Annotated in this window: 23 protein-coding genes; 10 read left to right on the top strand and 13 right to left on the bottom strand. The window is 67.8% G+C overall.

Translation table 11 applies throughout. The features are described 5' to 3' along the window. Positions 1–46: 46 nt before the first annotated feature. The 6 genes from D0B54_RS00790 to D0B54_RS00765 form a co-directional block, all read right to left on the bottom strand. A complete protein-coding gene (locus D0B54_RS00790) occupies positions 47–949 on the bottom strand; it encodes a hypothetical protein (protein ID WP_162932106.1) in 903 nt (300 codons plus the stop codon). 172 nt (positions 950–1,121) lie between these two features. Next, positions 1,122–2,018, bottom strand: a complete 897-nt coding sequence (locus tag D0B54_RS00785) for a hypothetical protein (RefSeq protein ID WP_162932105.1) — start codon at positions 2,016–2,018, stop codon at positions 1,122–1,124. An 87-nt stretch (positions 2,019–2,105) separates the two neighbouring features. After that, positions 2,106–2,837 carry a hypothetical protein gene (locus tag D0B54_RS00780; RefSeq protein WP_117288305.1) on the bottom strand — a complete coding sequence of 244 codons (732 nt, stop codon included), beginning with the start codon at positions 2,835–2,837 and terminating at the stop codon, positions 2,106–2,108. Between the two features lie 114 nt (positions 2,838–2,951). After that, positions 2,952–4,679 (bottom strand): hypothetical protein, encoded by a 1,728-nt coding sequence (locus D0B54_RS00775; protein ID WP_117288304.1) that lies wholly within the window; start codon positions 4,677–4,679, stop codon positions 2,952–2,954. A gap of 13 nt (positions 4,680–4,692) precedes the next feature. Further along, on the bottom strand, positions 4,693–7,116 hold the full coding sequence (locus D0B54_RS00770) for a hypothetical protein (protein ID WP_117288303.1): 2,424 nt from the start codon (positions 7,114–7,116) through the stop codon (positions 4,693–4,695). Positions 7,117–7,228: 112 nt separating this feature from the next. After that, positions 7,229–7,699 carry an HIT domain-containing protein gene (locus D0B54_RS00765; RefSeq protein WP_117288302.1) on the bottom strand — a complete coding sequence of 157 codons (471 nt, stop codon included), beginning with the start codon at positions 7,697–7,699 and terminating at the stop codon, positions 7,229–7,231. 95 nt (positions 7,700–7,794) lie between these two features. Between D0B54_RS00765 and D0B54_RS00760 the strand changes: the two genes are divergently transcribed. Further along, on the top strand, positions 7,795–8,445 hold the full coding sequence (locus D0B54_RS00760) for an NAD(P)H-binding protein (RefSeq protein ID WP_117288301.1): 651 nt from the start codon (positions 7,795–7,797) through the stop codon (positions 8,443–8,445). Continuing rightward, complete coding sequence (locus D0B54_RS00755; protein ID WP_117288300.1) at positions 8,442–9,149, top strand: hypothetical protein; 708 nt, start codon at positions 8,442–8,444, stop codon at positions 9,147–9,149. Before D0B54_RS00760 ends, D0B54_RS00755 begins: the two co-directional genes overlap by 4 nt. A gap of 107 nt (positions 9,150–9,256) precedes the next feature. Here the strand turns inward: D0B54_RS00755 and D0B54_RS00750 are convergent, their stop codons facing one another. The 5 genes from D0B54_RS00750 to D0B54_RS00730 all read right to left on the bottom strand — a co-directional run bounded on the left by D0B54_RS00750 (position 9,257) and on the right by D0B54_RS00730 (position 12,892). Then, positions 9,257–10,147 carry a PPK2 family polyphosphate kinase gene (locus tag D0B54_RS00750; protein WP_117288299.1) on the bottom strand — a complete coding sequence of 297 codons (891 nt, stop codon included), beginning with the start codon at positions 10,145–10,147 and terminating at the stop codon, positions 9,257–9,259. Positions 10,148–10,311: 164 nt separating this feature from the next. Beyond that, positions 10,312–10,968 (bottom strand): PAQR family membrane homeostasis protein TrhA, encoded by a 657-nt coding sequence (gene trhA, locus D0B54_RS00745; protein WP_117288298.1) that lies wholly within the window; start codon positions 10,966–10,968, stop codon positions 10,312–10,314. Positions 10,969–11,027: 59 nt separating this feature from the next. After that, positions 11,028–11,456 (bottom strand): NfeD family protein, encoded by a 429-nt coding sequence (locus D0B54_RS00740; RefSeq protein ID WP_240433515.1) that lies wholly within the window; start codon positions 11,454–11,456, stop codon positions 11,028–11,030. Positions 11,457–11,474: 18 nt separating this feature from the next. Then, positions 11,475–12,422, bottom strand: a complete 948-nt coding sequence (locus D0B54_RS00735) for an SPFH domain-containing protein (RefSeq protein WP_117294940.1) — start codon at positions 12,420–12,422, stop codon at positions 11,475–11,477. Positions 12,423–12,472: 50 nt separating this feature from the next. After that, positions 12,473–12,892: a SufE family protein gene (locus D0B54_RS00730; protein WP_117288296.1), complete on the bottom strand. Its 420-nt coding sequence runs from the start codon at positions 12,890–12,892 to the stop codon at positions 12,473–12,475. Between the two features lie 116 nt (positions 12,893–13,008). Between D0B54_RS00730 and msrP the strand changes: the two genes are divergently transcribed. Together msrP and D0B54_RS00720 are read left to right on the top strand one after the other, a co-directional pair. Continuing rightward, positions 13,009–13,980 (top strand): protein-methionine-sulfoxide reductase catalytic subunit MsrP, encoded by a 972-nt coding sequence (msrP, locus tag D0B54_RS00725; RefSeq protein ID WP_117288295.1) that lies wholly within the window; start codon positions 13,009–13,011, stop codon positions 13,978–13,980. Continuing rightward, positions 13,980–14,588, top strand: coding sequence for a protein-methionine-sulfoxide reductase heme-binding subunit MsrQ (locus tag D0B54_RS00720; RefSeq protein ID WP_117288294.1), 609 nt, complete (start codon positions 13,980–13,982; stop codon positions 14,586–14,588). Before msrP ends, D0B54_RS00720 begins: the two co-directional genes overlap by 1 nt. 151 nt (positions 14,589–14,739) lie before the next feature. Here D0B54_RS00720 and D0B54_RS00715 read toward each other — a convergent pair whose 3' ends face one another. After that, positions 14,740–17,226, bottom strand: a complete 2,487-nt coding sequence (locus D0B54_RS00715; protein ID WP_162932104.1) for a penicillin acylase family protein — start codon at positions 17,224–17,226, stop codon at positions 14,740–14,742. Positions 17,227–17,347: 121 nt separating this feature from the next. Here D0B54_RS00715 and rph point away from each other — a divergent pair, with 121 nt between their 5' ends. The 6 genes from rph to D0B54_RS00680 all read left to right on the top strand — a co-directional run bounded on the left by rph (position 17,348) and on the right by D0B54_RS00680 (position 22,082). Next, positions 17,348–18,064 carry a ribonuclease PH gene (rph, locus tag D0B54_RS00710; RefSeq protein ID WP_117288292.1) on the top strand — a complete coding sequence of 239 codons (717 nt, stop codon included), beginning with the start codon at positions 17,348–17,350 and terminating at the stop codon, positions 18,062–18,064. A gap of 4 nt (positions 18,065–18,068) precedes the next feature. Beyond that, a complete protein-coding gene (rdgB, locus tag D0B54_RS00705) occupies positions 18,069–18,665 on the top strand; it encodes an RdgB/HAM1 family non-canonical purine NTP pyrophosphatase (RefSeq protein ID WP_117288291.1) in 597 nt (198 codons plus the stop codon). Continuing rightward, complete coding sequence (gene hemW, locus D0B54_RS00700; RefSeq protein WP_117288290.1) at positions 18,658–19,800, top strand: radical SAM family heme chaperone HemW; 1,143 nt, start codon at positions 18,658–18,660, stop codon at positions 19,798–19,800. The genes rdgB and hemW overlap by 8 nt, the downstream gene beginning before the upstream one ends. 11 nt (positions 19,801–19,811) lie before the next feature. Continuing rightward, positions 19,812–20,000 (top strand): CPXCG motif-containing cysteine-rich protein, encoded by a 189-nt coding sequence (locus D0B54_RS00695; RefSeq protein WP_117288289.1) that lies wholly within the window; start codon positions 19,812–19,814, stop codon positions 19,998–20,000. Between the two features lie 86 nt (positions 20,001–20,086). Beyond that, on the top strand, positions 20,087–20,332 hold the full coding sequence (locus D0B54_RS00690) for a type B 50S ribosomal protein L31 (RefSeq protein ID WP_117288288.1): 246 nt from the start codon (positions 20,087–20,089) through the stop codon (positions 20,330–20,332). Between the two features lie 454 nt (positions 20,333–20,786). After that, entirely contained in the window at positions 20,787–22,082 is a 1,296-nt protein-coding gene (locus D0B54_RS00680) for a citrate synthase (protein WP_117288286.1), read from the top strand. Between the two features lie 211 nt (positions 22,083–22,293). On the opposite strand, the gene D0B54_RS00675 is transcribed toward D0B54_RS00680, so the two are convergent. Next, entirely contained in the window at positions 22,294–22,890 is a 597-nt protein-coding gene (locus tag D0B54_RS00675; protein ID WP_117294938.1) for a hypothetical protein, read from the bottom strand. Between the last annotated feature and the right edge of the window lie 17 nt (positions 22,891–22,907).

The following is a 22,907-nucleotide window of genomic DNA, read 5'->3' as shown; positions in this document are numbered from 1 at the left end:
CCAGCTCAAGGTCCCCCGTTCTGGGGACCGGCGAAGCCGCGGCGGTTCAGTGCAGGAGGGTTTCGCTCAGCCAGCCACTCGCGCCACCGTACTCGACCAGCCACCAGGCATCGCCGGCGGCATCGCTCTGGCGCTGCCGGAGCACGACGCTGGCCCCGACCGGAACGCGGCTGTCCGCTTCGGCATCAAAGCGCGGCTGGCGCAGCAGCCGGGCCGGCTCGGCCACCACGCGGGTGGCGCCGGCGACTCCCATCGGCACGCTGTCGGGTGGACGGGGAACGCCGGACGCGGACGCGGGAGGCTGTTGCTCGATGGCGCCCGCCGTGGCCAGCCCGGAGTTCCGCAGGTAAGGCGGGATATAGATGGGAGCGCTCGACGGGGAAGCCTCGCGCTTGCGGGTCGGCAGCTCGAACACCAGGCCCAGGGAAACCACGGTGATGTTCTCGTCCTCGGAGAAATCCTCCACACCGACCAGGCTGTCCAGCGACAGCTGCAAACCGACGTTCTCGGTGAACATCCACGCCCCGCCAGCGCTGAGCATGGCGCCGCTGGCGGATTGCTTGTACCGGGCACCCGCCGGGCCCACGCGGCCGCTGGGATCGGTCACTTCGGTGTCGCCATTGTAGAAGCCGCCCGCCAGCCAGAATCCGGAATCGCTGCCCGCCGCCCGGCTCCACCAGCCGACCAGCCCGGACCAGCCCGAATAGCTCAGTTCCGCGCCCCCGGAGTCGTCGATGCCGGCGTCGCCAGCGTCGAAGCGGTTCAGCTCCAGCATCAGTGGAAAATCGTCGAAGCGGTAGCCTACGGAGAGCTTCTTGCCGCGGGCATTCTCCACATCGGAGTAGCCGCCGCGCTCGCTGAGCGCGAACGATCCGCCCGCATACGGCCCGGCGACGGCCGCACCACTGATGGCCAGGGCGCCAAGCCCCAGCAAGCCTGCAAACTTCATAGAACCCCCGAGAAATGGCCCTATGGGCCGAGTAACCCCTATCTTCGGATTACTTTGCCAAGGCTCCATGACAAACATGCTTCGCCGGAGCGTGGATCAAGCCGCGTGATGCGATTGTCGCGATCCTTGTCCCCTGTTCGGGGGACAAGCCGTCACGGCAGCGGCAGCCGCGTCAGTAATCGCCCTCGCGGTGACGGCTGGCTTCCTGCAGCTCGCGCTTCTGCTGCAGGCGCTCGGGGCCGTCCTTGTCGGAACGCCAGATCACGTCGGGGAACAGCAGCACGCGCAGCAGGCCCACCAGCATGAACAGGTAGCTGGCGCTGAACAGGATGCCGCAGAACATCGACACCCACTCGAAGCTCGGGGCCACGTACTTGATGCCCCACCAGGACATCACGTCCACCACCGAGGCGGTCAGGCCCACCGGGAAGATCCACTGGTAGGACTTGAGCTGGTTGAACTGCATCGAGAACGGGATGCCGATGATGAAGAAGCTGGTGGTGAAGCCGAACAGGTGGGCGTGCGTGAAGGCGATCAGCTTGCCCAGCGACATCTGCTCGAAGTAGGCCTCTGCCGTACCGTGCAGGCGCAGCTGGTACCAGATCTCCGAGGCGCCGAAGCAGAAGGCGATGCCGAACATCACCACCGCCATGGCGATGCCGCGCTTGGCCGCCGGCGGCAGCCCACGCAGGTTCAGCTCGACGCTGTGCGACTCGAAGGGGATGAACCACCACACCGCCGCCAGGATCAGGAAGAACAGGCCCAGCAGCGCCAGCGGCCCGCCGACGGTCTGCCACAGCGGCTTCTCGGGCGGCAGTTCCACGACGGCCGTGCTCTCTACCGGCTGGTCGCTGAAGAAGTCGAAGTTGTCGCCGGCGGGTTGGGTTTGCTCGACGGCGGGCGACGCCGCCTGCTGGTCGGCTTCCGCCGCGGACACGGCGAGGCTGCGCGCCAGCAGGAACACGGCGAGGAAGAAGGCCACCACGCCGAATTCGAACAGGCGGATAACCCCCCTCTCCCGCTGGCGGGAGAGGGCTGGGGTGAGGGTGGCGCGGTGGCGGTCACGCACGTCGCTACTCCTTGATGGCTCCACCCTCACCCTACCCTCTCCCGCCAGCGGGAGAGGGAAGAACAGGTACTGCGGCTCCCGTTCGCGCTACGCATTCTTCAACCTCACATACAGCAGCGTCCCCGCCTTCTTCACCGCCGCCGTGATCGCCGCGTCCAGGTCGCTGCCGCTGGCCGCCGGCAGCTGGTCCACGGCCACGCCGCTGAACTTCGCATACACCTTGCTTTGCGCCGCTGCCGGCACCTGGGTGCTGTTCATGGCCTTGACCTGGGTCACCTTGAGCTGGCGGTCGGTGACCATCAGCAGGAAGAAGGTCTTGCCCTTGAACTCGGCGGCGAAGATCAGCGCCGTGCCGGCCGGGCGCTTGTCCTGCAGCGGCACATAGATGGTGTTCTCGTCGGCCTTGCCCAAGCTCGCCCCCAGGGTCCTGGCGCGCGCGATGTCGGCGTCGGTCAGGATCGCGTCGCGCGGCAGGTATTCGCGCACGCCGGGGAAGGCGGCCTGCACCTCGCGCGGGATCAGGCTGGCGGTGTCGAGCCAGTCGCCCTTGTTCGCCGGGGTGGAGCTGCGGTTGCCGGGGTTGGCGCGGGCCTGGGCCTCGGCACCGTTGGCCGCACCGTCCCCATCGGCATCGCTGCCCGCGATCTTCGCGAAGGCCCCAGCATTCATGCCGGCGTCCTTGAACTGCTGGCCGTAGGGATTCAGCGGCGTGCCGCCGCCGTCCTTGTGGCAAGCGTTGCAGGACGGCGGATAGCCGAACTGCGACTTGTACATGCGGGCGAAGGCGGGCTCGGCGGCGGCGGGCAGGGACGCAAGCAAGCCAAGAACCAGCACGCCCGTGGGAGCGGCTTTAGCCGCGATGCCACGCCCAGATCGCGGCTGAAGCCGCTCCCACAAGGACAACATTCCGCGACGACGGCTCATCGCCTCTCCTCAGAAATCGAACAGCCCGGGCACCGTGTCGCGCATGCGCTCCAGCAGCTTCGGGTCCTGCTTCAGCGCGGCCTCCAGGGCAGCGCGCTGCGGCGAATCCGCCGGGGGCATCAGCGTATTCTGCTTGTCGGTGCCGCGGTAGCGGTCCCAGTCCAGGGCGTCGCGGATCTTGGCGGTGGCCTTGACCTGCTCCAGCACCTCCTGTTCGTTGCGCCCGCCCATGAAGTCGAGGCGCTTCGCCGGGTTGCCGCGGTGGCAGCTGAAGCAATACTCCCCGAAGGGCTGCAGCGGCGAGTGGGCGGAAAGCTCCAGCGGCGGCCCGCCGCTGGCCTGCGGCGGCGACATCTCGGCGGTGTTCAGGCAGCAATAGGCCAGGATGTCCTTGGCGCCCAGCGCCGCCAGCAGCCCCTGCAGGATCTTCACGCGCGAGATCGGGCCGGGCGCGAACAGCGCCGGCTCCAGCCGCTCCACCGTCCGCTCCAGCGTCGCCGCGTCGATGCCGCCGGCCTGTTCCAGGCGGGTGCGGTCGCCGTCGCTGAACAGCGCGGCCAGGCCGTAGACCCCGTCGATGTCGTGAGCGGTGAGCAGGCGCTTGGGCGGGCGCGGCGTCACCGGGTCCAGCGTCGCCGGCAGCTTGGGCAGGCGGTCGAAGGCCACCAGGTCGTCGTTGTTGCGTGCGCCCTCGCCCGGCTTGGGCGCCGGCGTGAACCAGCCGCGGATGCGGTTGCGCAGGCCGCGCTGTTCGGCCAGCGGATCGCGGTTGCGCAGGTCGGACTCCGGCACGGCGATGCCCTCTGGCGGCCAGGCCGCAGCCTGCAGCTGGCGCAGCTGGGCCGCCTCGGCGCCGTCGGCGTCGAAGCTGCCGGGGTCGGAGAGATAACGCAGCGCCAGCTTGAGCATCAGGCGGCGGCAGGCGGCGCCGGCGGCTTCCGCGCCGCAGGCGTCGATCCACAGCTGCTGCGTCACGGCGACGAAGGCGCCGGTGTCGGTCAACTCGTCGAAGCGCTCCGGCGCGCCCAGCGGCTGCGCCGCCGGCATGCCGAGATACGGTGCCGGCCCGCGCGCGGCGACGATCCGCGCGGCGATCTCCGGCTGGCCGTTGGTCTCGGCCCAGGGGCGCTGGGGGAAGATCGGCGTGCCGCCCTGGTGGCAGGTGGTGCAGACCGCGCGGCGCGCGTAGACGATGCGGCGCGCACCGGTGGCGGAGTAATCCTGCACCAGCTGGAACTCGAAGCGGCCGGCGGCCTCGTTGTAGCTCAGCACTTCGATCTCGTTGGCGTTCTCGACGAAGCCCAGGAACAGCTGGCCGCGCGGCGCCAGGCCAAGGCTGGCCGGCGAGCCCGGGGCCTGGAAGTCCGCCGCCACCAGCACGCGCGGGTGGTGGAAGTCCGCCTGCGCCTTCAGCAGCGAGCGCCCCTGCGGGATCATCAGCGTCACCGGCATGCGGCCTTCCGGGTCCTGCTTCTGCAGCATCGCCACCAGCTTCTCGAAGGGGTACGGCAGGCCCTCGTTCTGTGCCACCAGGTGATCGAACAGCGAGCGCGAGCCGGCCGGCGGCAGGTCTTCGCTGGCGATCAGGCGGCGGCTCAGGCGCGGCGCGGCCTGTACCGGCTCCTGCGCGCTGCGCTCGGTGATCGAGGGACCGCGCGGCCCGGGCGCGGGGCGCAACCATATCCACGCCGAAACGCCGGCGGAGATAAGCAGCAGGACGGCCAGCGCGCGCTTCATCGCCGCGGCCGTCCTACATCAGCTTGAGGAATTCGCGCAGCGCCAGCTTGTCGTCCTTCGACAGCGACACGCCGAACTGGTGACCCTTGTTCTCCACCAGGTCGTCGCACTTCATGAAGGTCGGCGAGTGCGGGTCGGAGGAGGTGAACGAGGCGATCGGCGTGCCCTTCTTCACCGTCAGGTGGATCGGGCCCTGCTGGTCCTCGCGCGGCGCCAGCTGGATGTCGCGGTCGGTGACGCTGATCTTCTGCGGGCGATGCGGCGTGACGTTGGGGTTGTCCGAGGTCAGCAGCTCGTCGAAGGCGATCTCGAACTGCTTCACGCGGCCGCGCACGGTGTAGTCGATCGCCCCGCTCTTGAGGTGCGTCAGCTCGCCGACGGCGTTGTTGTGCAGGAAGGGCGCGGTGGCCCAGGCCGACAGCAGCGAGAAGTTGCGCAGGTAGCCGGGGCCGCCCTCGATCGCCTTCTCGCCGATCACGCGACCACCCAGGCCCGGGATCACGCGGTTGGTGACCTTGGGCACCGAGCCCGGCGAGGGCCGCGCGCGGTAGGTCTCGGAGGCGAACTCCTCCCAGATGTGGCCCTTGCTGTGGTTGTCGTGCATGGCACGGCACATGTTGGTGCCGACGATGTTGAACGGCACCGGCTCGTCGTTGGCCAGCCAGTCCTGCCCGAGGAAGTCCTTGCCGACGAACTGGCGCGGGCGCAGCTTGCCGCTCTGCGGGTCCTTGGCCAGGTACTTGGCCTGGAACGCCGGCGCATTGCGCTCGGCCTCGGTGAACTCGTTCTGCCAGTACTCCTCGGCACCGAACACGTGGCCCTCGTAGTAGCGCTCCAGCGCGGCCTTGTCGCCGCGCACATTGGCCGGCGCGAACTTGGAACTGTGACAGCCGGCGCATTCGCGCGCGAACACCTTGCGGCCCTGCGGCACTTTCGCCAGGTCGATGAAGGCCGAGCCCGGCGTGCCGTCCACATCGGCGGCCTTGAGCAGGTAGGTGGGGCCGCCGGTCATCAGGAACGAGGCCAGCTCCGGCATCTTGGCATCGGCGTAGTTCCAGGCCTCGCAGTCCTTGGAACACTGCGCGATGCTGAACGGCTGCTGGCGGGATTTCTCGCCGAAGAAGGTGCCGGGCTTGGGGAACTTCGGCGTCCAGCATTCCTCGGTGCACAGGCCGATGTTGACGTAGACGCGGATCAGCGCCAGATGCTCGCCGACGCTGTCCTCGCCACCCTTGAGCACGTGGCGCGTGCGGGCGCGGCTGATCTTGCCGGTGACGGGGTCCTTCATGTCCTCCTCGAACAGCCGCTTGTTCGAGAAATCCATGATGTTGTTCTGCGTGCCGGGGTTGTGCTGGAAGTCGGTGGCCACCAGCGAGGTGTCGATGGTGCCGACGCGGTGCCCGAGGCCCAGCACCTGCCGCGACAGCGAGTCCGCCGGCGTGCCCATCACGTACTGCATCGGCTGCATCGTGTACTGGTTGCCGATGGTGGCGTGGATGTTTTCCCACTTCGGACTGTTGGGGTCCTTCGGCGGGTGGGTCGGATCGAAGGAGACATGGCACTGCACGCAGGGGCCGCCCAGCACGAAGCGCAGGTTCTTCTTCAGCTCGTCGGGCCGGTAGGGCGAGCTGGCGGGGTCGAAGGCGACCTTGCCCGAGGCGTCCCTGGTCGGGTCCTGGTAGTACTTGCGGTAGCCCAGCACGCCGGAGCTGTGCTCATCGGGGCAGCGATCGTACCAGTTGGTGCTGGCATCGCCTTCGGTGCAGTCCGGGTCGTTGATCATTCCCCACTTGGTGAAGCGGTGCTTGCGCTCGCGCGTGTCGAGCCAGGGGTACCAGACATTGTCCTTGCCCACCGTGCGCGTGGTGTGCAGGTATTCCTCGTCCTGGTCGCCGAAAGTGCCCTTGAACCAGACATCGCGGCCGCGGCGCACCTGCTCGCGGGCGAGCCTGGCAGCGGCGGGATCGGTCTTCTCCACGTCCTTGAACAGCTGGTTCACGTAGCGGCAGGACTCGGCGTCGTAGCCGGTGGGCTGCGGCTGGTCGCAGGACGGCGGCGGCGCCTGCGGGATCGGCACGATGTCCCAGGTGATCGGGCCCTGGTAGGGCGGGTAATGCGGCGGCGAACTGCCGTCGCGCCAGACCTTGCGCGCCGCCAGCGTGTCGTAGAAATGGCTGTCGTACCAGGCGCGATCCTTCTGCACCTTGGGCGAGCCATGCCAGGTGCCCGTGGTCAGGTTGAGGCGGACCAGGTCGGCCAGCGAGATCGAGCGGAAGGTCGCGGTGTAGGGCGCGTCGGGCACCGGATACAGGCCGGTGGCTGCTCCCGCTGCCGCATAGGGCGCCGCAGGGGCGGCGGCAGCCGGCTTGGCGGCTGGAGCGGCGGCCAGGGCCGCCGGCGACAACAGCAACAGGGTCCACAGCAGCCGCTTGACCATGCACTTCCCCTCGTCTTTTCGTTATCAGTCCGCCTCGGACGGGCGGTGCTCGCTCCAGTCTATGGACCGCGGACGGGAGGAAGCAAGCGGGTTCAGATCGGGAAAGCCCGGTTCACTGGTCGGCCGGCGGAGTGACGGCCGGGGCCACCGTGCGCAGCGGCATCAGCGGCAGTTCCAGGCGCGGCAGCAGGCGCTCGATCTGTGCCAGCGCCTGGCCTTCCGAGTAGGGTTTCGCCGGCAGCTTGCCCCAGACCGGCGCCGGCCAGGCCGGGTCGCTGGCAAAGCGCACGATATGGTGCAGGTGCAGCTGCGGCACGATGTTGCCCAGCGCCGCGACGTTGAGCTTGTCGCCCCTGTAGGCCAGGGCCAGGGCGCGGCTCAGGATCATGGATTCGCGGAACAGCTGGGTCTGGTCGGAGGCGTCCAGCTCGTGCATCTCGCGGACATCGTTGCGCCGCGGCACCAGGATGAACCAGGGGTACTGGCTGTCGTTCATCAGCAGCAGGCGGGACAGCGGCCAATCCCCCGCGACGAAGCAGTCGGCGTTGAGTCGGGGGTGAAGGGTGAAGGAAACAGAAGTCATGGCCCATCCTTGGCAGTGACCGTGTTTGACCGGACACAGCCGTCGCAGTTTCAATCCCGGCGGTTACACTGCCGCCATAGACCGAGGATAGCACCGTGACCGAGTCCAAGACCGCCCTGGTGGCCGGCGCCACCGGCGCCGTGGGACAGCAGCTGCTGCCGCTGCTGCTGGCATCGCCCGACTACGACCGCGTCAAGGTCATCGGCCGCCGGCCGCCGCCCCTGTCGCATCCCAAGCTGCAGACGGTGATCAGCGATTTCAGCGACCTGCCCGCCCTCGGCGACCAGCTCAAGGCCGACGACGTCTACTGCGGCCTGGGCACCACCCAGGGCAAGGCCGGCCGCGCCGGCCTGGAGCAGGTGGACCACGACTTCGTCGTCGCCCTGGCCCAGGCCGCCCTGGCCCAGGGCGCCCGCCAGTTCCTGGTGGTGTCCGCGATCGGCGCCTCGGCCCACTCGCCGTCGTTCTATTCGCGCGTGAAGGGCCGCATGGAACAGGACGTGGCGGCGCTGGGCTATCCCTCGCTGCGCATCGTTCAGCCCTCGCTGCTGATGGGCGAACGCAGCGAATCCCGCCCCGGCGAAGCCCTGGCGCAGAAGCTCAGCCCGCTGTTCTCGCCGCTGCTGGCCGGCCCACTGGCCAAGTACCGGCCGATCACGACGCTGGCGGTGGCCGAGGCGCTGCTGACGCTGTCGCGGCGGCCGTATGAGGGGATGCGGGTGCATACGTTGCCGTTGCGAGGATGATCGTCGCCATGATCCGACGTTTGGGATTCGGATACCTGTGGTTTCTTGCCTTGCTGTTCGCCATCCTGCTGCCGGTCAGCGTCCTGGCGGGTGTACTCGGCGCCGAGCATGTCGCGCTCCCGGGGCAGCAGCTGGATGGGCAGGAGAAGGGATACCTGGCTGCTCAGGCCTTCAACAGGCAATACGGCTGGCTGATCATGCTGCTGGCCCTGGGCGTCAGCGCTTACCTGAGTTGGCGCGGCAGGCTTCCAGGCACCCAGCCAAGGCTTGCGGCGCCTCACCGCCCGTTCCGCATTTTTCGCGCCGGCGTGGTGTTCTTCATAGGTTTCCTGGCGCTGGCACTCACCGCGTCCATGCTGATCGGCGCCGGCTACGGCAACAATACCCAATACTTCGGCATCATCAAGCTCGGCCTCATCGCCGCTGCAGCACAGATCGTCGGCCTCGATTGGATCGAAGCGCAACGCAGTCGTCCACCGAACAAGGACTACGCAAGACTGACGCTGGCTTGCGGCATGCTCGCCTTCCTCATCCAGTCGATCGGCATCCTGCTGGTGCTGCCACGTATCCTTGCCGCAAAGGGCACCCTGGCCGGAATCGCTCCCGCGCTCGGGGGCATGCTGCTGGCCAGCCTGGGGCTGGTAGCGCTATCGTTGTTGCCTTGGCTTTTCGCCATCAGGCGCCAGTCGGTGCAGAGCCCGTAGGATGCGGTGAATGAAATGAACCGCATCACTCGCGTGAACCGTCGGGGCCATTGATGCGGTTCGCTGCGCTCACCACATCCTACAGGTAGAGCCTGGCCAAGCAGGTCTCATCGGTCCTTCTGCAACTGCGTCCGCATCTCGTCGAACCGTGCCTTCTCCTCCGCCTCCAGTTCCGGGTAGCGCAGGTCCAGCTTCTTCATGCTGGCGACGACCAGTTCCGCTACGGTGGCGCGCATGAAGTGCTTGTTGTCGGCGGGGATCGCGTACCAGGGGGCCCAGGGGCGCGAGGTGGCGTTGAGGGCGGCCTCGTAGGACTGCATGTACTGCTTCCAGAATCCGCGCTCGGCGATGTCGGCGCTCTCGAACTTCCAGTTCTTCTCGGGCTCGTCGAGCCGCGCCAGGAAGCGTTCGCGCTGCTCGTTCTTCGAGACGTTGAGCCAGAACTTGAGGATCAGCGTGCCGTTGCGCGCCAGGTGCTTCTCGTGGTCGCGGATCGACTCGTAGCGTTCTTCCCAGAGATCGTCCAGCTTCTTCGGGATGCGCGGCAGCTTCTGGTAGTTGAGGTATTCCGGGTGCACACGCACCGCCAGCACTTCCTCGTAGTAGCTGCGGTTGAACACGCCGATGCGGCCGCGCTCGGGCAGGCGCGTGGCGGTGCGCCAGAGGAAGTCGTGGTCCAACTCCTGCAGCGAGGGACGCTTGAAGGCATGCACGTCGCAGCCGGCAGGATCGACGCCGGTGAGCACGGCGCGAATGGTGCTGTCCTTGCCGGCGGCGTCCATCGCCTGGAACACCAGCAGCACGCTGTGGTAGTCGTTGGCATAGAGGATGTGCTGCAGCGTGGAGAGCTCCTGCACCGCCTCGGCCAGCCACAGCTTGCAGACCTCCTTGTCGGCCTGCTTCGCGGGCGGCTTGGTAGCTGCCTTGGACACACGGAAGGTCCCGTCGTGGGGGACCAGGTAGGGACTCTTGACCGCGGCGAAGCCGTTCTTGGGCATGGGACTCTCCTCGTTGCAGGGAGTCTAGCGCGGTCGGGCAAGGAAGACGGTGGCGCCATCCATGGCGGGACTGCGGCTCGCCCAGTTGACCCCGGCCCGCACATCCATGTGCGGGCGTTCGCCGGCGTGGATTGCCATTCAAGGCAATCCACGACAACCCCGGCTTACCCGTTGGCGCCCGGAATCACGTAGATCAGGATCGCGAAGAAGTGCAGCACGCTGCCGCCCAGCACGAACAGATGCCAGACCGCGTGGTGGTAGCGCAGGCTGGTCCAGGTGTAGAAGGCGACGCCGCCGCTGTAGGTCAGGCCGCCCGCCAGCACCAGCCACAGCGCGGCCGGCTCCAGCGCCACCAGCAGCGGCTTGATGGCGACCAGGGCGCACCAGCCCATCATCAGGTAGATCGCCAGCGACACCTTTTCGTACTTGCCGGTGGCGAAGATCTTGAACACCACGCCGGCCAGGGCCAGGCCCCAGGTGAAGGCGAACAGGCCCCAGCCCCAGGGGCCGCGCAGGGTGATCAGGGTGAACGGCGTGTAGGTGCCGGCGATCAGGAAGTAGATCAGCGAGTGGTCGAGCACGCGCAGGATGCGCTTGGCGCCCGGCAGCGGGATCGAGTGGTACAGCGTGGAGGCGGCGTACATCAGCACCAGGGTGCTGCCGAAGATGCTGGCGGCGACGATATGCCAGGCGTTGCCGTAGAGCGTGGCCTTGGCGACCAGGATCACCAGGCCGGCGATCGACAGCACCACGCCCAGGCCGTGGGTCACGGCATGGCTGACCTCTTCCCCGAAGGAGTAGAGATTCTCGGCCCCGGTGATATGCGGCGGCCGCAGCGGATGCCGCAGCGGCGTGCCCTGCTTGGCGTGCTCGGTTTCGATTACAGCGACTCCACGTGCAGTGTGGCGCCGTCGGCGCGGATCACGCGCACCTGCGTGCCCTCGGGCACGTCAGGGCCGGTGATGCGCCACTGCGAGTCGTCGACGCGCAGCTTGCCGACACCGTTGACGATCGGGTCGCGCAGCGTGAAGGTGCGGCCGACGTAGGACTGGCCGCGGCGATTGAGCATCGGCTGGTCGCTCTCCTGCACCTCGGGGCGGAATTTCTTCCACACCAGGAAGCTGGCCAGCGACAGCACGGCGAACAGCACCAGCTCCAGCTGCCAGGCCAGCGGCAGCACCCAGCTCAGGGTGCCGACGATGATCGCCGAGGCGCCGATCCACAGCAGCACGAAGCCGGTGGGCAGCAGCATCTCGGCCACCAGCAGCGCCAGCCCGAGCGCCCACCAGTGCCAATAGAGGACATCCATCATGCGTCTCCGTCGATCCTACTTGGTGGCGCCGCCGACTTTCTTGGTCAGCTCGGCGATACCGCCGAGCGCGCCGATGACGCTGCCGGCTTCCAGCGGCATCAGCACCAGCTTCTCGTTGGGGCTGGTGGCAATGCGACCCAGCACTTCGATGTACTTGGTGGCGACGAAATAGTTGATCGCCTGCACGTCGCCCTTCTCGATGGCCTGCGACACCATCATGGTGGCGCGGGCCTCGGCCTCGGCCTGGCGCTCGCGGGCCTCGGCGTCGCGGAAGGCGGCTTCCTTGCGGCCCTCGGCGTCGAGGATCGCCTGCTGCTTCTCGCCCTCGGCGACCAGGATCTGCGACTGGCGCTCGCCTTCGGCCTTGAGGATCGCGGCCTGGCGGAAACCCTCGGCCTCCAAGATGTTGGCGCGCTTCTCGCGCTCGGCCTTCATCTGGCGCGCCATCGAGTCGACCAGGTCGGACGGCGGACGGATGTCCTTGATCTCGATGCGGGTGACCTTGATGCCCCAAGGCGTGGTGGCTTCGTCCACCACCGTCAGCAGCTTGGCGTTGATGTGGTCGCGCTGGCTGAGCAGTTCGTCCAGGTCCATGGAACCCATCACGGTGCGCAGGTTGGTCATGGTCAGCTGCATCACCGCCAGCTCCAGGTTCTGCACCTCGTAGGCAGCCTTGGGCGCGTCCAGGATCTGGAAGAACACCACGCCGTCGACACCGACCATGGCGTTGTCCTTGGTGATGACCTCCTGCGAGGGCACGTCCAGCACCTGCTCCATCAGCGACAGCTTGCGGCCGACGCGGTCCACCCAGGGCACCAGCCAGTGCAGGCCCGGACCGAAGGTGGCGCGGTACTTGCCGAAGCGCTCGATCGTGTATTCCTTGCCCTGCGGCACGGTGACCACGCCCTTGAACAGGGTGACGACCGCGAAGATCACCAACGCGTAGAAGAAGAAAGCGCCCATCGCCATTGCTGCACTCCTGTCTGATGCAACCGATTCTAAACGGTCCCGTGTTACGCGCGTGCCAACTCCTCGTGCGCGATGTTCTGGATCCGCTCCACCATAGAATAAAAGCCGTTGCGGCGGTTCATCGTGATGTGGTTCTCCAGCCCCAGGCGGGTGAAGATTTCGCCGATGTCGGTGTCCAGGACCTGCTGCGGCGTCTTGCCGGAGACCACCGTAAACAGCAGCGCGATCAAGCCCTTGACGATATGGGCGTCGGAATCGCCGCGCAGTTCCAGGGTCGGCGGCGAGCCCGGCTTGAGGTCGTGGGCAAACCAGACCTGCGACATGCAGCCGCGCACCTTGTTGGCCTCGGTGTGTTCCTCCACCGGCATCGGCGGCAGCTTGCGGCCCAGGTCGATCAGATAGCGATAGCGCTCCTCCCAGTCGCCCAGGAACTCGAAAGTCTCGATCAGCTCGTCCAGCTCCATATGCTCGTTCGTCCGCGATTCATGCTGCTCCGTCCGGACATTATGACAGCGGCGAACAGCCGGCATCCTCCGGTGTCAGACTGGCACAGGTTCGAGAAACCCACGGGGAGTCCGCCATGCTGATCCGCATCCTGCCGCCGTCCGCCGTCCCGTCCAGCGAGATCACGCCGGAGCCGGCCTACTACTCGCGCCGCGACATCCTGGCGCGGATGGGCCTGGGCACCGCCGCGCTGCTGGCCTCCGGCTGCGGCGAGGCCGCCGCCCCTGCCGTCCCGCCCGCGGCCCCGGCGCCTGGGGCAGGCCTGAAGATCGCCAAACGCAGCGAACAGGCCGGCGGCGAGACCCAGACGCCCTTCGAGACCACCAGCACCTACAACAACTACTACGAGTTCGGCACCGACAAGGGCGACCCGGCGCGCAACGCCCACACCCTGCGCACCCGGCCCTGGTCGGTGGCGGTGGAGGGCGAGTGCGAGGCGCCGGGCCGCATCGACCTGGACGGACTGATCAAGCCGCATGCGCTGGAAGAGCGCGTCTATCGCCACCGCTGCGTCGAGGCCTGGAGCATCGTGGTGCCCTGGGTGGGCTTTCCGCTGGCCGAGCTGCTGAAGCGCTTCAAGCCGACCTCGAAAGCGAAGTACGTCGCTTTCGAGACCCTGTACGACAAGGAGCAGATGCCGCTGGCGCGCTGGAGCGGCCTGGAGCTGCCCTACAAGGAAGGCCTGCGCATCGACGAGGCCATGCACCCGCTGGCCTTCGTCTCGGTGGGCATGTACGGCAAGATCCTGCCCAACCAGAACGGCGCACCGCTGCGCCTGATCCTGCCCTGGAAGTACGGCTACAAGAGCATCAAGTCGGTGGTGCGCATCCGCTTCACCGAGCGCGCGCCGGTCACCACCTGGAACCAGATGGCGCCCAACGAATACGGCTTCTATTCCAATGTGAACCCGGACGTGGATCATCCGCGCTGGAGCCAGGCCAGCGAGCGCCGCCTGGGCGAGCTGTTCAAGCGCAAGACCCTGCCCTACAACGGCTATCCCGAGGTGGCCTCGCTCTACACCGGCATGGACCCGAAAAAGCTGTACTGATGGGCGCGCTGCAACGACCGCTGCTGTGGTGGCGCCTGGCCGCTTGGACGCTGGGAATGGCGCCGTTGGCCTGGCTGGGCGGGTGCGTGGCCACGGCGCGCCTCGGCGCCAACCCGGTGGAGTTCCTGGAGCACCAGACCGGGCTATGGGCGCTGCGCATCCTGCTGGCGACGCTGGCGATGACGCCGCTGCGGCGCCTCACGGGCCGCGGCGAGGCGATCCAGGTCAGGCGCCTGCTGGGGCTCTGGGCCTACTTCTGGATCACGCTGCATTTCACGATCTACCTGACCTTCGACCTCGAATGGTCGGCGGCTCAGCTGGCCAAGGACCTGGTCAAGCGCACCTACATCACCCTGGGCTTCTCGGCCTGGCTGCTGCTGCTGCCGCTGGCGCTGACCTCGACACGCGGCTGGCAGCGGCGGTTGAAGCGGCGCTGGGCATTGCTGCATCGCCTGATCTACCCCGCGGCGATCCTCGGCTGCCTGCACTTCCTGTGGCTGGTGAAGTCGGATGTGCGGGAGCCGGCGATGTACATCGGGATACTGGCGGTGTTGTTACTGGCGCGCTTGCGACGGCGCCCGGCGCCCGGTCCACTCACCGAAGGTTGATATCCCGTAGCCCGGTTTGCCGAAGGCAAGCCGGCGAGGGGATGGATCCCCAAGTTAGGGCAACGCACGGAGCAGTTGCCGGGAACACCCTTCACGGCGCTCCCCGGCTTCGCTACGCGAAACCGGGCTACGTGTAAGCCCGAAACTGCTTTCATTCCGTCAACCGGTACTTCCGGATCGCATCGGCCTCGATCTCCGCTGCCTTGAACGGCAGCTTGTGCCAGCGCTTGGCCGAGTATTCGCGGCTGAAGTCGGAGAAGTGCGGGTTGGCCGGGTCGGTGGACTCGGAGTAGGTCAGGAAGCCTTCCGCCTCCACGCCGTTGGCACCCCAGGTCACGGTCTGGATGTAGCTGTTGCCGTAGTCGACGTTGTAGCCCTCTTCCGAGATCGGGCCGGCGACGACGACGGTGAAGGCGCCCTCGAAATCCTCGCCGCCGAAGATCGGGATGCTCTTGTCGATGTGTCCCGGGTGCTGGATCTCGCCCATCGGCGTGTCGGGCGCGAAGCCGGCATCGGCGACCGCCTGGACCGCGTCCGCGAAGGCCTGGCTCACGGTCGGCAGCAGCACGTTGAGTCCGCGCGGCGTGTTGACCGGGTCGCTGACCGAGAACGGCGTGAGGAACAGCAGCGGGTTCGCGGGGCCGATCGGCAGCGGCAGCAGCGGGCCGGCGATGCGGCGGTAGAACTCGCGCCAGATGTGCGCGCCGCGCGAATCCAGGTTGGCCTTCAGGTCCCAGTTGCGCAGCGCCTCGCAGGCGGCGGCGACGTCGACCGGGCCGGAACTGCCGACCAGGGTCGGCAGGCGGCACAGCGTGTTCACCACCGTGTCGCGCTCCATCTGCGCCGACAGGATCTGGCTGGACAGCGCCACGTCCTGCAGCGTGTCGATGTCGAAGCGGTTGCCGGGACGGCCGTCGCTGCCGTCGAGGCGCCTGGTGATCTGCTGGATGCACAGGCGCGTGCGCAGCGAGCGGGCGCTGCCCTCGGAGCCGATGATGCCGGCATAGCCCTCGATGGGCTCGGCCGGGTTGGTCAGCCAGTAGCTGTCATTGCAGTTGTGGACCCAGTCGTCGCGCTGGATCTTGGGCAGGTTCGAGGGCCCGAAGATGCCGGGGCGCGGTGCGTCCGCGTCGGTGTCCCACTCGCAGGCGGAGCGCGAGCCGTCCAGCAGCGGCAGGCCCGGCGCCAGCAGCTGTACCACCTGGTGCAGCGGCAGGGCCTGGCAGGTGGTGACCTTCGAGTCGGGCACGTTCGGCACCACGCTGAGGTCGCCGTAGTAGGCCTTGCCGCCGGGGCCGCTGGCCACGGTGTTGACCCAGGGGATGCCCAGGATCTCGCCGTGCAGGCGGATGAACTCGTCCAGGCTCTCCGCCTGGTTCCAGCGCGCGAACTGGTTGATCAGGCTGTCGTTCTCGGCGTTGGCGTCGCGCAGCGCGTAGGCCTTGAGGTTGTTCCAGCCCAGGATCGGGATGCCGGCGGCCTTGAGCACCAGCACCGGGCCGTAGTGGGTCTGGTACAGGGTGCGGCTCTCGTCTGTGAGGCTGCCATCGGCGTTCTTCACCTGGATGGTGACCGGCACGGCGGTCATGTCGCGCATCTGGCCGTCGTACAGGTACTGGCGCGGGTTGGCCGGGTTCAGCGTCAGTTCGTAGAAGGTGAAGCGGTAGGCGGTGGAAACCGTGTGGCTCCAGGCCAGGTGGTCGTTGAAGCCGATCAGGATCGCCGGCACGCCGTAGAGCGAGGCGCCCATGGTGTCGAACCTGCCGGGGATCGTGGCATGCGCCAGGTACAGGCGCTCGGTGCCGATCCAGGGGAAATGCGGGTTGCCGTAGACCACCGAGCGGCCGTCGCTGGTGGCGTCCTTGCCCAGGGCGTACATGTTGCTGCCGAAGTTCTTGTCGCGCTGGAAGAAGCGGAACGGGCCCGGGTCGCTCTTCAGCGCGGCGGCCTTCTGCCCGGCCGTGGGCTCGGCCGCCTTGGCGGCACGCGCGGCGCTGGCCGCGGCACCGGCCGGCGGCAACGGCGGCGGCGCGGCGGTGGCAATCTCGTTGATCCAGACCGAGCCCGAGGCGACCAAAGCCAGGCGGTAGTAACGACGGTACATGTCGTTCTCCTCGATCTCGAACAGCCAGTCGGCACCACGGCAGCTGGCGTGACGGCCGCTGTGGCCGCCGGCCTTCAGTTCGCGGATGTAGCGGTTGTAGCCATCGACGAAGCCGCGGGTGACGTTCTTGTAGTCGGCCAGGGTGTTGTTGCGCGCCGGCGCGATGGCGGCATCGGTGGCCGAAGAGCGCCAGTAGAAGTCGCTGTCGACGTTGCTGGCGGTGACGCCGTTGGGCTGGATCGTGTAGCTGCCGTCGCGGCCGAAGTAGCGCGCGCGCTGGCCACGGATGGTGACGAAGTCCTCCTGCATCACGCAGAGATTGTCCTCGGCGAAGACGTAGCCATAGCCATAGCCCAGGCTGCCGTAGTCCTGCGCCTTGATGTGCGGGATGCCCAGCGAAGTGCGGGTGATGTCGGCGCTGTACTTCGCCCCGCCCGGGGGCGGTCCGGAGGTCTCGGTCCGGCTGTCGGAGCGGCTGCAGCCGGCGGAAAGGACCCACGCGGCCGCCAGGCCGCCGATCAGCAACTTGCGCATGAATCTCTCCTCGGATTTCGCGGGCTTGACCACGCCCGTCACGTTTGTGTCCGGATGATAACCGCTCCCGCGGCGGGCGCACCGTATAATCCGCAGCCCACGAGACCGCAGGCAGCGCACCATGTCCACCCGTATCTCCGGCCGCGCGCCGGACCAGCTCCGCGCGGTTTCGATCGAGCGCCAGTTCACCCGTCATGCCGAGGGCTCGGTGCTGGTCAGCTTCGGCGACACCCGCGTGCTCTGCACCGCCAGCGTCGAAGAGCGCGGCCCGGCCTGGAAGAAGGACGGCGGCTGGGTCACGGCCGAGTACGGCATGCTGCCGCGCGCCACCCACAGCCGCAGCCGCCGCGAGGCCGCGCAGGGCAAGCAGAGCGGCCGCACCCAGGAGATCCAGCGCCTGATCGGCCGTTCGCTGCGCGCCTGCGTCAACCTGGAAGCCCTGGGCAACTACACCGTGACCCTGGACTGCGACGTGCTGCAGGCCGACGGCGGCACCCGCACCGCCGCCATCACCGGCGCCTACGTGGCGCTGGCCGACGCGGTTGCCGCGATGCTGAAGAAGGGCCAGATCAAGAAGAACCCGCTGTTCGGCCAGGTGGCCGCGATCTCGGTCGGCATCAGCAAGGGCCAGCCGGTGCTGGACCTCGACTACGCCGAGGACTCCAGCTGCGAGTGCGACATGAACGTGGTCATGAACGACGCCGGCCAGTTCATCGAGGTGCAGGGCACGGCCGAGGGCCATGCCTTCCGCCGCGAGGAACTCGACGCCCTGCTGGACCTCGCCGGCGCCGGCATCCGCCAGCTGATCGAGGCGCAGCGCGAGGCCCTCAAGGCCTAGTCCAATGCCCACCGAAGTCGTCCTCGCCAGCCGCAACGCCGGCAAGCTCAAGGAAATGCAGGCGCTGCTGGCGCCGCTGGGCTGGGAACTGCGCCTGGTCTCCGACTTCAGCGACGAGGAACCCGAGGAAAGCGCGCCGACCTTCGTCGAGAACGCGCTGATCAAGGCGCGCCATGCCTCGAAGGTGTCGGGTGGCCTGCCGGCCATCGCCGACGACTCCGGCATCGAGGTGGACGCGCTCAACGGCCAGCCCGGCGTGTATTCCGCGCGCTACGCCGCCAAGGGCGCCGGCGACCGCGCCAACAACCGCAAGCTGATGGGCGCCTTGGAAGACATCGCCGAGCAGGACCGCGGCGCGCAGTTCATCTGCGTGATGGTATTCCTGCGCCACCCCACCGACCCGACGCCGCTGATCGCCCAGGGCGCCTGGCGCGGCCGCATCCTGCATACCCCCCAGGGCGAGGGCGGCTTCGGCTACGACCCGCTGTTCTGGGTGCCGGGCCACGACTGCAGCGCCGCCCAACTCGACCCCGGCGTGAAGAACCGCATCTCGCACCGCGCCCAGGCGGCGGCCGAGCTGCTCGACATGCTGCGTGACTGATCTACCGCTTTCGCTGTACCTGCACTTTCCCTGGTGTGTCCAGAAGTGCCCCTACTGCGACTTCAACTCGCATGCCCTGCGCGGCGACACCCCCGAGGACGCCTATGTCGAAGCCCTGGTCCGCGACCTGGACCATGAACTGCGCGAGCCCGAAAGCCGTCCGCTGACTTCGATCTTCATGGGTGGCGGCACGCCCAGCCTGTTCTCCGACCGCGCCATCGGCCGCGTGCTGGAGGCGGTGCAGCGGCGCCTGGCCTTCGCCCCGGACATCGAGATCACGCTGGAAGCCAACCCCGGCACTGCCGACGCCAGCCATTTCCGCGGCTACCGCACCGCCGGGGTCAACCGCCTGTCGATCGGCGTGCAGAGCCTGGACGCGGCGCAGCTGAAGAAGCTCGGCCGCATCCACGATCCCGGCCAGGCGGTGGCGGCGCTGGAACTGGCGCGGGCCGCCGGCTTCGACAACGTCAACCTCGACCTGATGTTCGCGCTGCCGCAGCAGTCCGAGGCTCAGGCCCTGGCCGACCTGGACGGGGTGCTGGCATTGCAGCCCGAGCACGTCTCCTGGTACCAGCTGACGCTGGAGCCCAACACCGAGTTCGCCGCGCGCCCGCCGCCGCTGCCGGACGACGACGCCGTGGCGGCGATGTTCGACGCCGGGCAGGCCCGCCTGGCCGCCGCCGGCTACGCCCAGTACGAGGTTTCCGCCTATGCCCGGCCCGGCCGGCAGGCGCGCCACAACCTCAACTACTGGGAGTTCGGCGACTACCTGGGCATCGGCGCCGGTGCCCACGGCAAGCGCAGCGGTGCGGCCGGAGTCATCCGCCGCGCCCGCCACAAGCACCCGAAGCGCTACCTGGAGAGCGCCGGCACGGCCGCCGGCGTGCAGGAGGAGCGGATCCTCTCGGCGCAGGAGATGCCGATCGAGTTCATGCTCAACGTGCTGCGCCTGAACGCGGGAGTGCCCGCCGCCCTCTGGGAGGCCCGGACCGGCCTGCCGCTGGCGGCCCTGGCCACCCCGCTGGCCGAGGCCCGGCGGCTGGGGCTGATGGAGCCGGACCCGGGCCTGCTGCGGCCCACGGCGCTGGGGCACCGGCATCTGAACCGCTTGCTGGAACTGTTTCTCGACGCCTGAAGGAGGCCGCCATGCTCGAAGAAGCCGTCGTTACCTGCCCCTGCTGCTGGGAAGAAATCGTCCTGGAACTGGACCTTTCCGGCGGCTCAGCCGTCTACACCGAGGACTGCTCGGTGTGCTGCCGGCCCATGGTCGTGCGGCTCACCGTCGGCGAAGAAGAGGGCCAGTTCGAGGTGCAGGTGGAGTCCGAAGAGGGCTGAAAGGCCGGAATCTCTGGATAAGCTTGCCAGCGACAGCCGTCTTCATTACACTTCGCGCCCTTTTTAGATTTGCCGGAAGTAGTGTCATGAAAGAAGGCATTCACCCCGAATATCGTCCGGTCGCGTTCCGCGACTCCTCCATTGGTCAGAACTTCATCATCCGTTCGACCGTGAAGACCAAGGACAAGATCACGATCGATGGCCAGGAATACCCCCTGGTGAACCTCGATACCTCCAGCGCCTCGCACCCGCACTACACGGGCAAGCAGAAGGTGGTGGACACCGGTGGCCGCGTGGGCCGCTTCAACGCCCGCTACGCGCGCAAGGCCTAAAAGCCTCTGCTGCTTCAAGGCAAGGCCGCCCACTGGGCGGCCTTGCTGTTTGCATCCGCGGCGCAGGTCAGCAAGCTGCGGTGCTGCCCCTTGCGTTCCGGGGGCGTCCCGGACGTGCGGGCGCGTTACATCGGCGCGGCCATGAAGGCCGCCGCGATCCGGGCCGTTGCCGCGCCGGCGCGAGTGCCGGCCCCTCAGGAAGTGCTGGCGGCCCATGGCCAAAACTCGCTATCCTTCGCGCCTGACTACATCATCCCCAAGCCGCTCGACCCCGACGCGCGACCGTGTCGCCCGGCGGTGGCCCGCGCAGCGGTGAGCAGCGGCACAGCCCGCCTGCCTTATCCCGCGCACTACCCGGCTTGAGGAAGAGCGTCGCCAGGGGAAGCGACAGGGATCGGCGTGGACCGGCATGGTTCTCGCTAAGGTTTTGCCACAAAAAGATTGCGGAGCAAGCATGAGCGACGTCAGCTACAGTCTGGTCAACAACGCCAACGGTGAGAAGCTGGATCTCCCGGCCATCGGCGGCACCCTCGGCCCGGTCGGCCTGGACGTAGGCAAGGTCTACGACAAGCTCGACGTCTTCACCTACGACCCGGGGTTCAGCTCGACCTGTTCCACCAAGTCGGCGATCACCTATATCGACGGCGACAAGGGCGTGCTGCTGTATCGCGGCTACCCGGTGGCGCAGCTGGCCGAGCACTGCAACTTCATCGAGGTGGCTTACCTGATCCTCAACGGCGAACTGCCGAACAAGGACCAGCTGGCGGCGTTCGACATGAACATCCGCAAGCACACCATGATCAACGAGAACCTCAAGGGGTTCTTCCAGGGCTTCAACTACGACGCCCACCCGATGGCCATGCTGACCGGCATCGTCGGTTCGCTGTCGGCGTTCTACCACGACACCACCAACAACAAGGATGCGCGGCACCGCGAGATCTTCGCGCACCGCATGATCGCCAAGATCCCGACGATCGCCGCCGCCGCCTACAAGAAGTACTACGGCCAGCCGTTCGTCTACCCGCAGAACCACCTGGACTACTGCAGCAACCTGCTGCACATGATGTTCGCCGTGCCGGCCGAGCCGTACCACGTCGACCCGATCGCGGCCAAGGCGCTGGACGTGCTGTTCATCCTGCACGCCGACCACGAGCAGAACGCCTCCACCTCCACGGTGCGCATGGCCGGCTCCACCGGCACCAACCCCTACGCCGCGATCGCCTCGGGCATCGCCGCGCTGTGGGGCCCGGCGCACGGCGGCGCCAACGAGGCGGTGCTGAAGATGCTGGAGGAGATCGGCGACGTGAAGAACGTGCCGGCCTTCATGGCCAAGGTCAAGGACAAGACCTCGGGCGTGCGCCTGATGGGCTTCGGCCACCGCGTGTACAAGAACTTCGACCCGCGCGCCACGATCATCCGCGAGCAGTGCCACAAGGTGCTCAAGCACCTGGGCAAGGACAGCGATCCGCAGCTGGAACTGGCGATGAAGCTGGAGGAGATCGCCCTGTCGGACGACTACTTCAAGGCCCGCGCGCTGTACCCGAACGTCGACTTCTACTCGGGCATCATCTACAAGGCCCTGGGCATCCCGGTGAACATGTTCACGCCGATGTTCGCCATCGCGCGTACCGTCGGCTGGGTGGCCCACTGGATCGAGATGGTCGCCGACCCGGGCATGCGCATCGCGCGCCCGCGCCAGGTCTATACGGGTGCTGCCGATCGCAACGTGACGCCGATTGCCCAGCGCTAAGCGCCGGTGCAGTCAGGAAAAAGCCCTCCGCAAGGAGGGTGATTCGGCGCGCTTTGGCAATGCCTAAACGGCATTGCCTGCGGTGAATCACGGGCGGCCAAGGATGGCCGCCCCGGGGATAGATGGGCGAGCCGAAGTCTCGCCATGGATGGCGCCACCTTCGCTGCTTCGCAGAAGATCGCGGCTAACAGCCGCTCCTACAACAGCCCACTCAGGCCGCTTCTTCCGCCGCAAGCAGCTTCTCCACCTGCGCCGAATCCAGCCGGCGGAACGGCTGGTTCTCCACCGGGCTCAGCGGCGCGCGGCGCTGCTCGTTCTCCGAGAACACCGCCAGGTCCACGCCGACGCCCTCGACCTCGAAGCAGGCCAGCGGGATGCGCTGCTCCTTGCCGTCGGGGTAGCGGTAGCGGCGCTCGTCCTGGTCGAAGTCGATGCGGCGGTCGTGCAGGTAGATGTCGATCGCCTCGGGCTTGTCGGCGAAAGCATGCAATTGCAGGCGGTGGGCGTCGGTGATGGCGCCGCTGACGGCGCCGCCGACCAGGCGCGGCGAGAATTCGGCGAGCTGGCGCATCACCCGCAGCGCGGTGCGGCGCATGCGCCGCAGCCGCTCGTGGTAAGCCTCGCCGCCGAACAGGCGCTGGTACTCGATCACCGCCTGCTGTACCTGGGCGTTGTCCGGCAGCCCCGAGCGCGCCGGCAGGCCCAGGCGCTCGGCGGCCTTCTGCTTGGCGGTACGGTAATCGGTCACCTGCTCCTCGCAGATGATGCGGGCGGCTTCCTGCACGATGCTGTATTGCACGGCGTTCACCCTCGTGCCCTTGGCGG

It is taken from the genome of Solimonas sp. K1W22B-7 (assembly GCF_003428335.1).
In the GTDB taxonomy this organism is placed as follows: domain Bacteria; phylum Pseudomonadota; class Gammaproteobacteria; order Nevskiales; family Nevskiaceae; genus Solimonas_A.
Note: the sequence above shows the minus strand (reverse complement) of the source record. Positions and strands in the feature narration are given on the sequence as shown.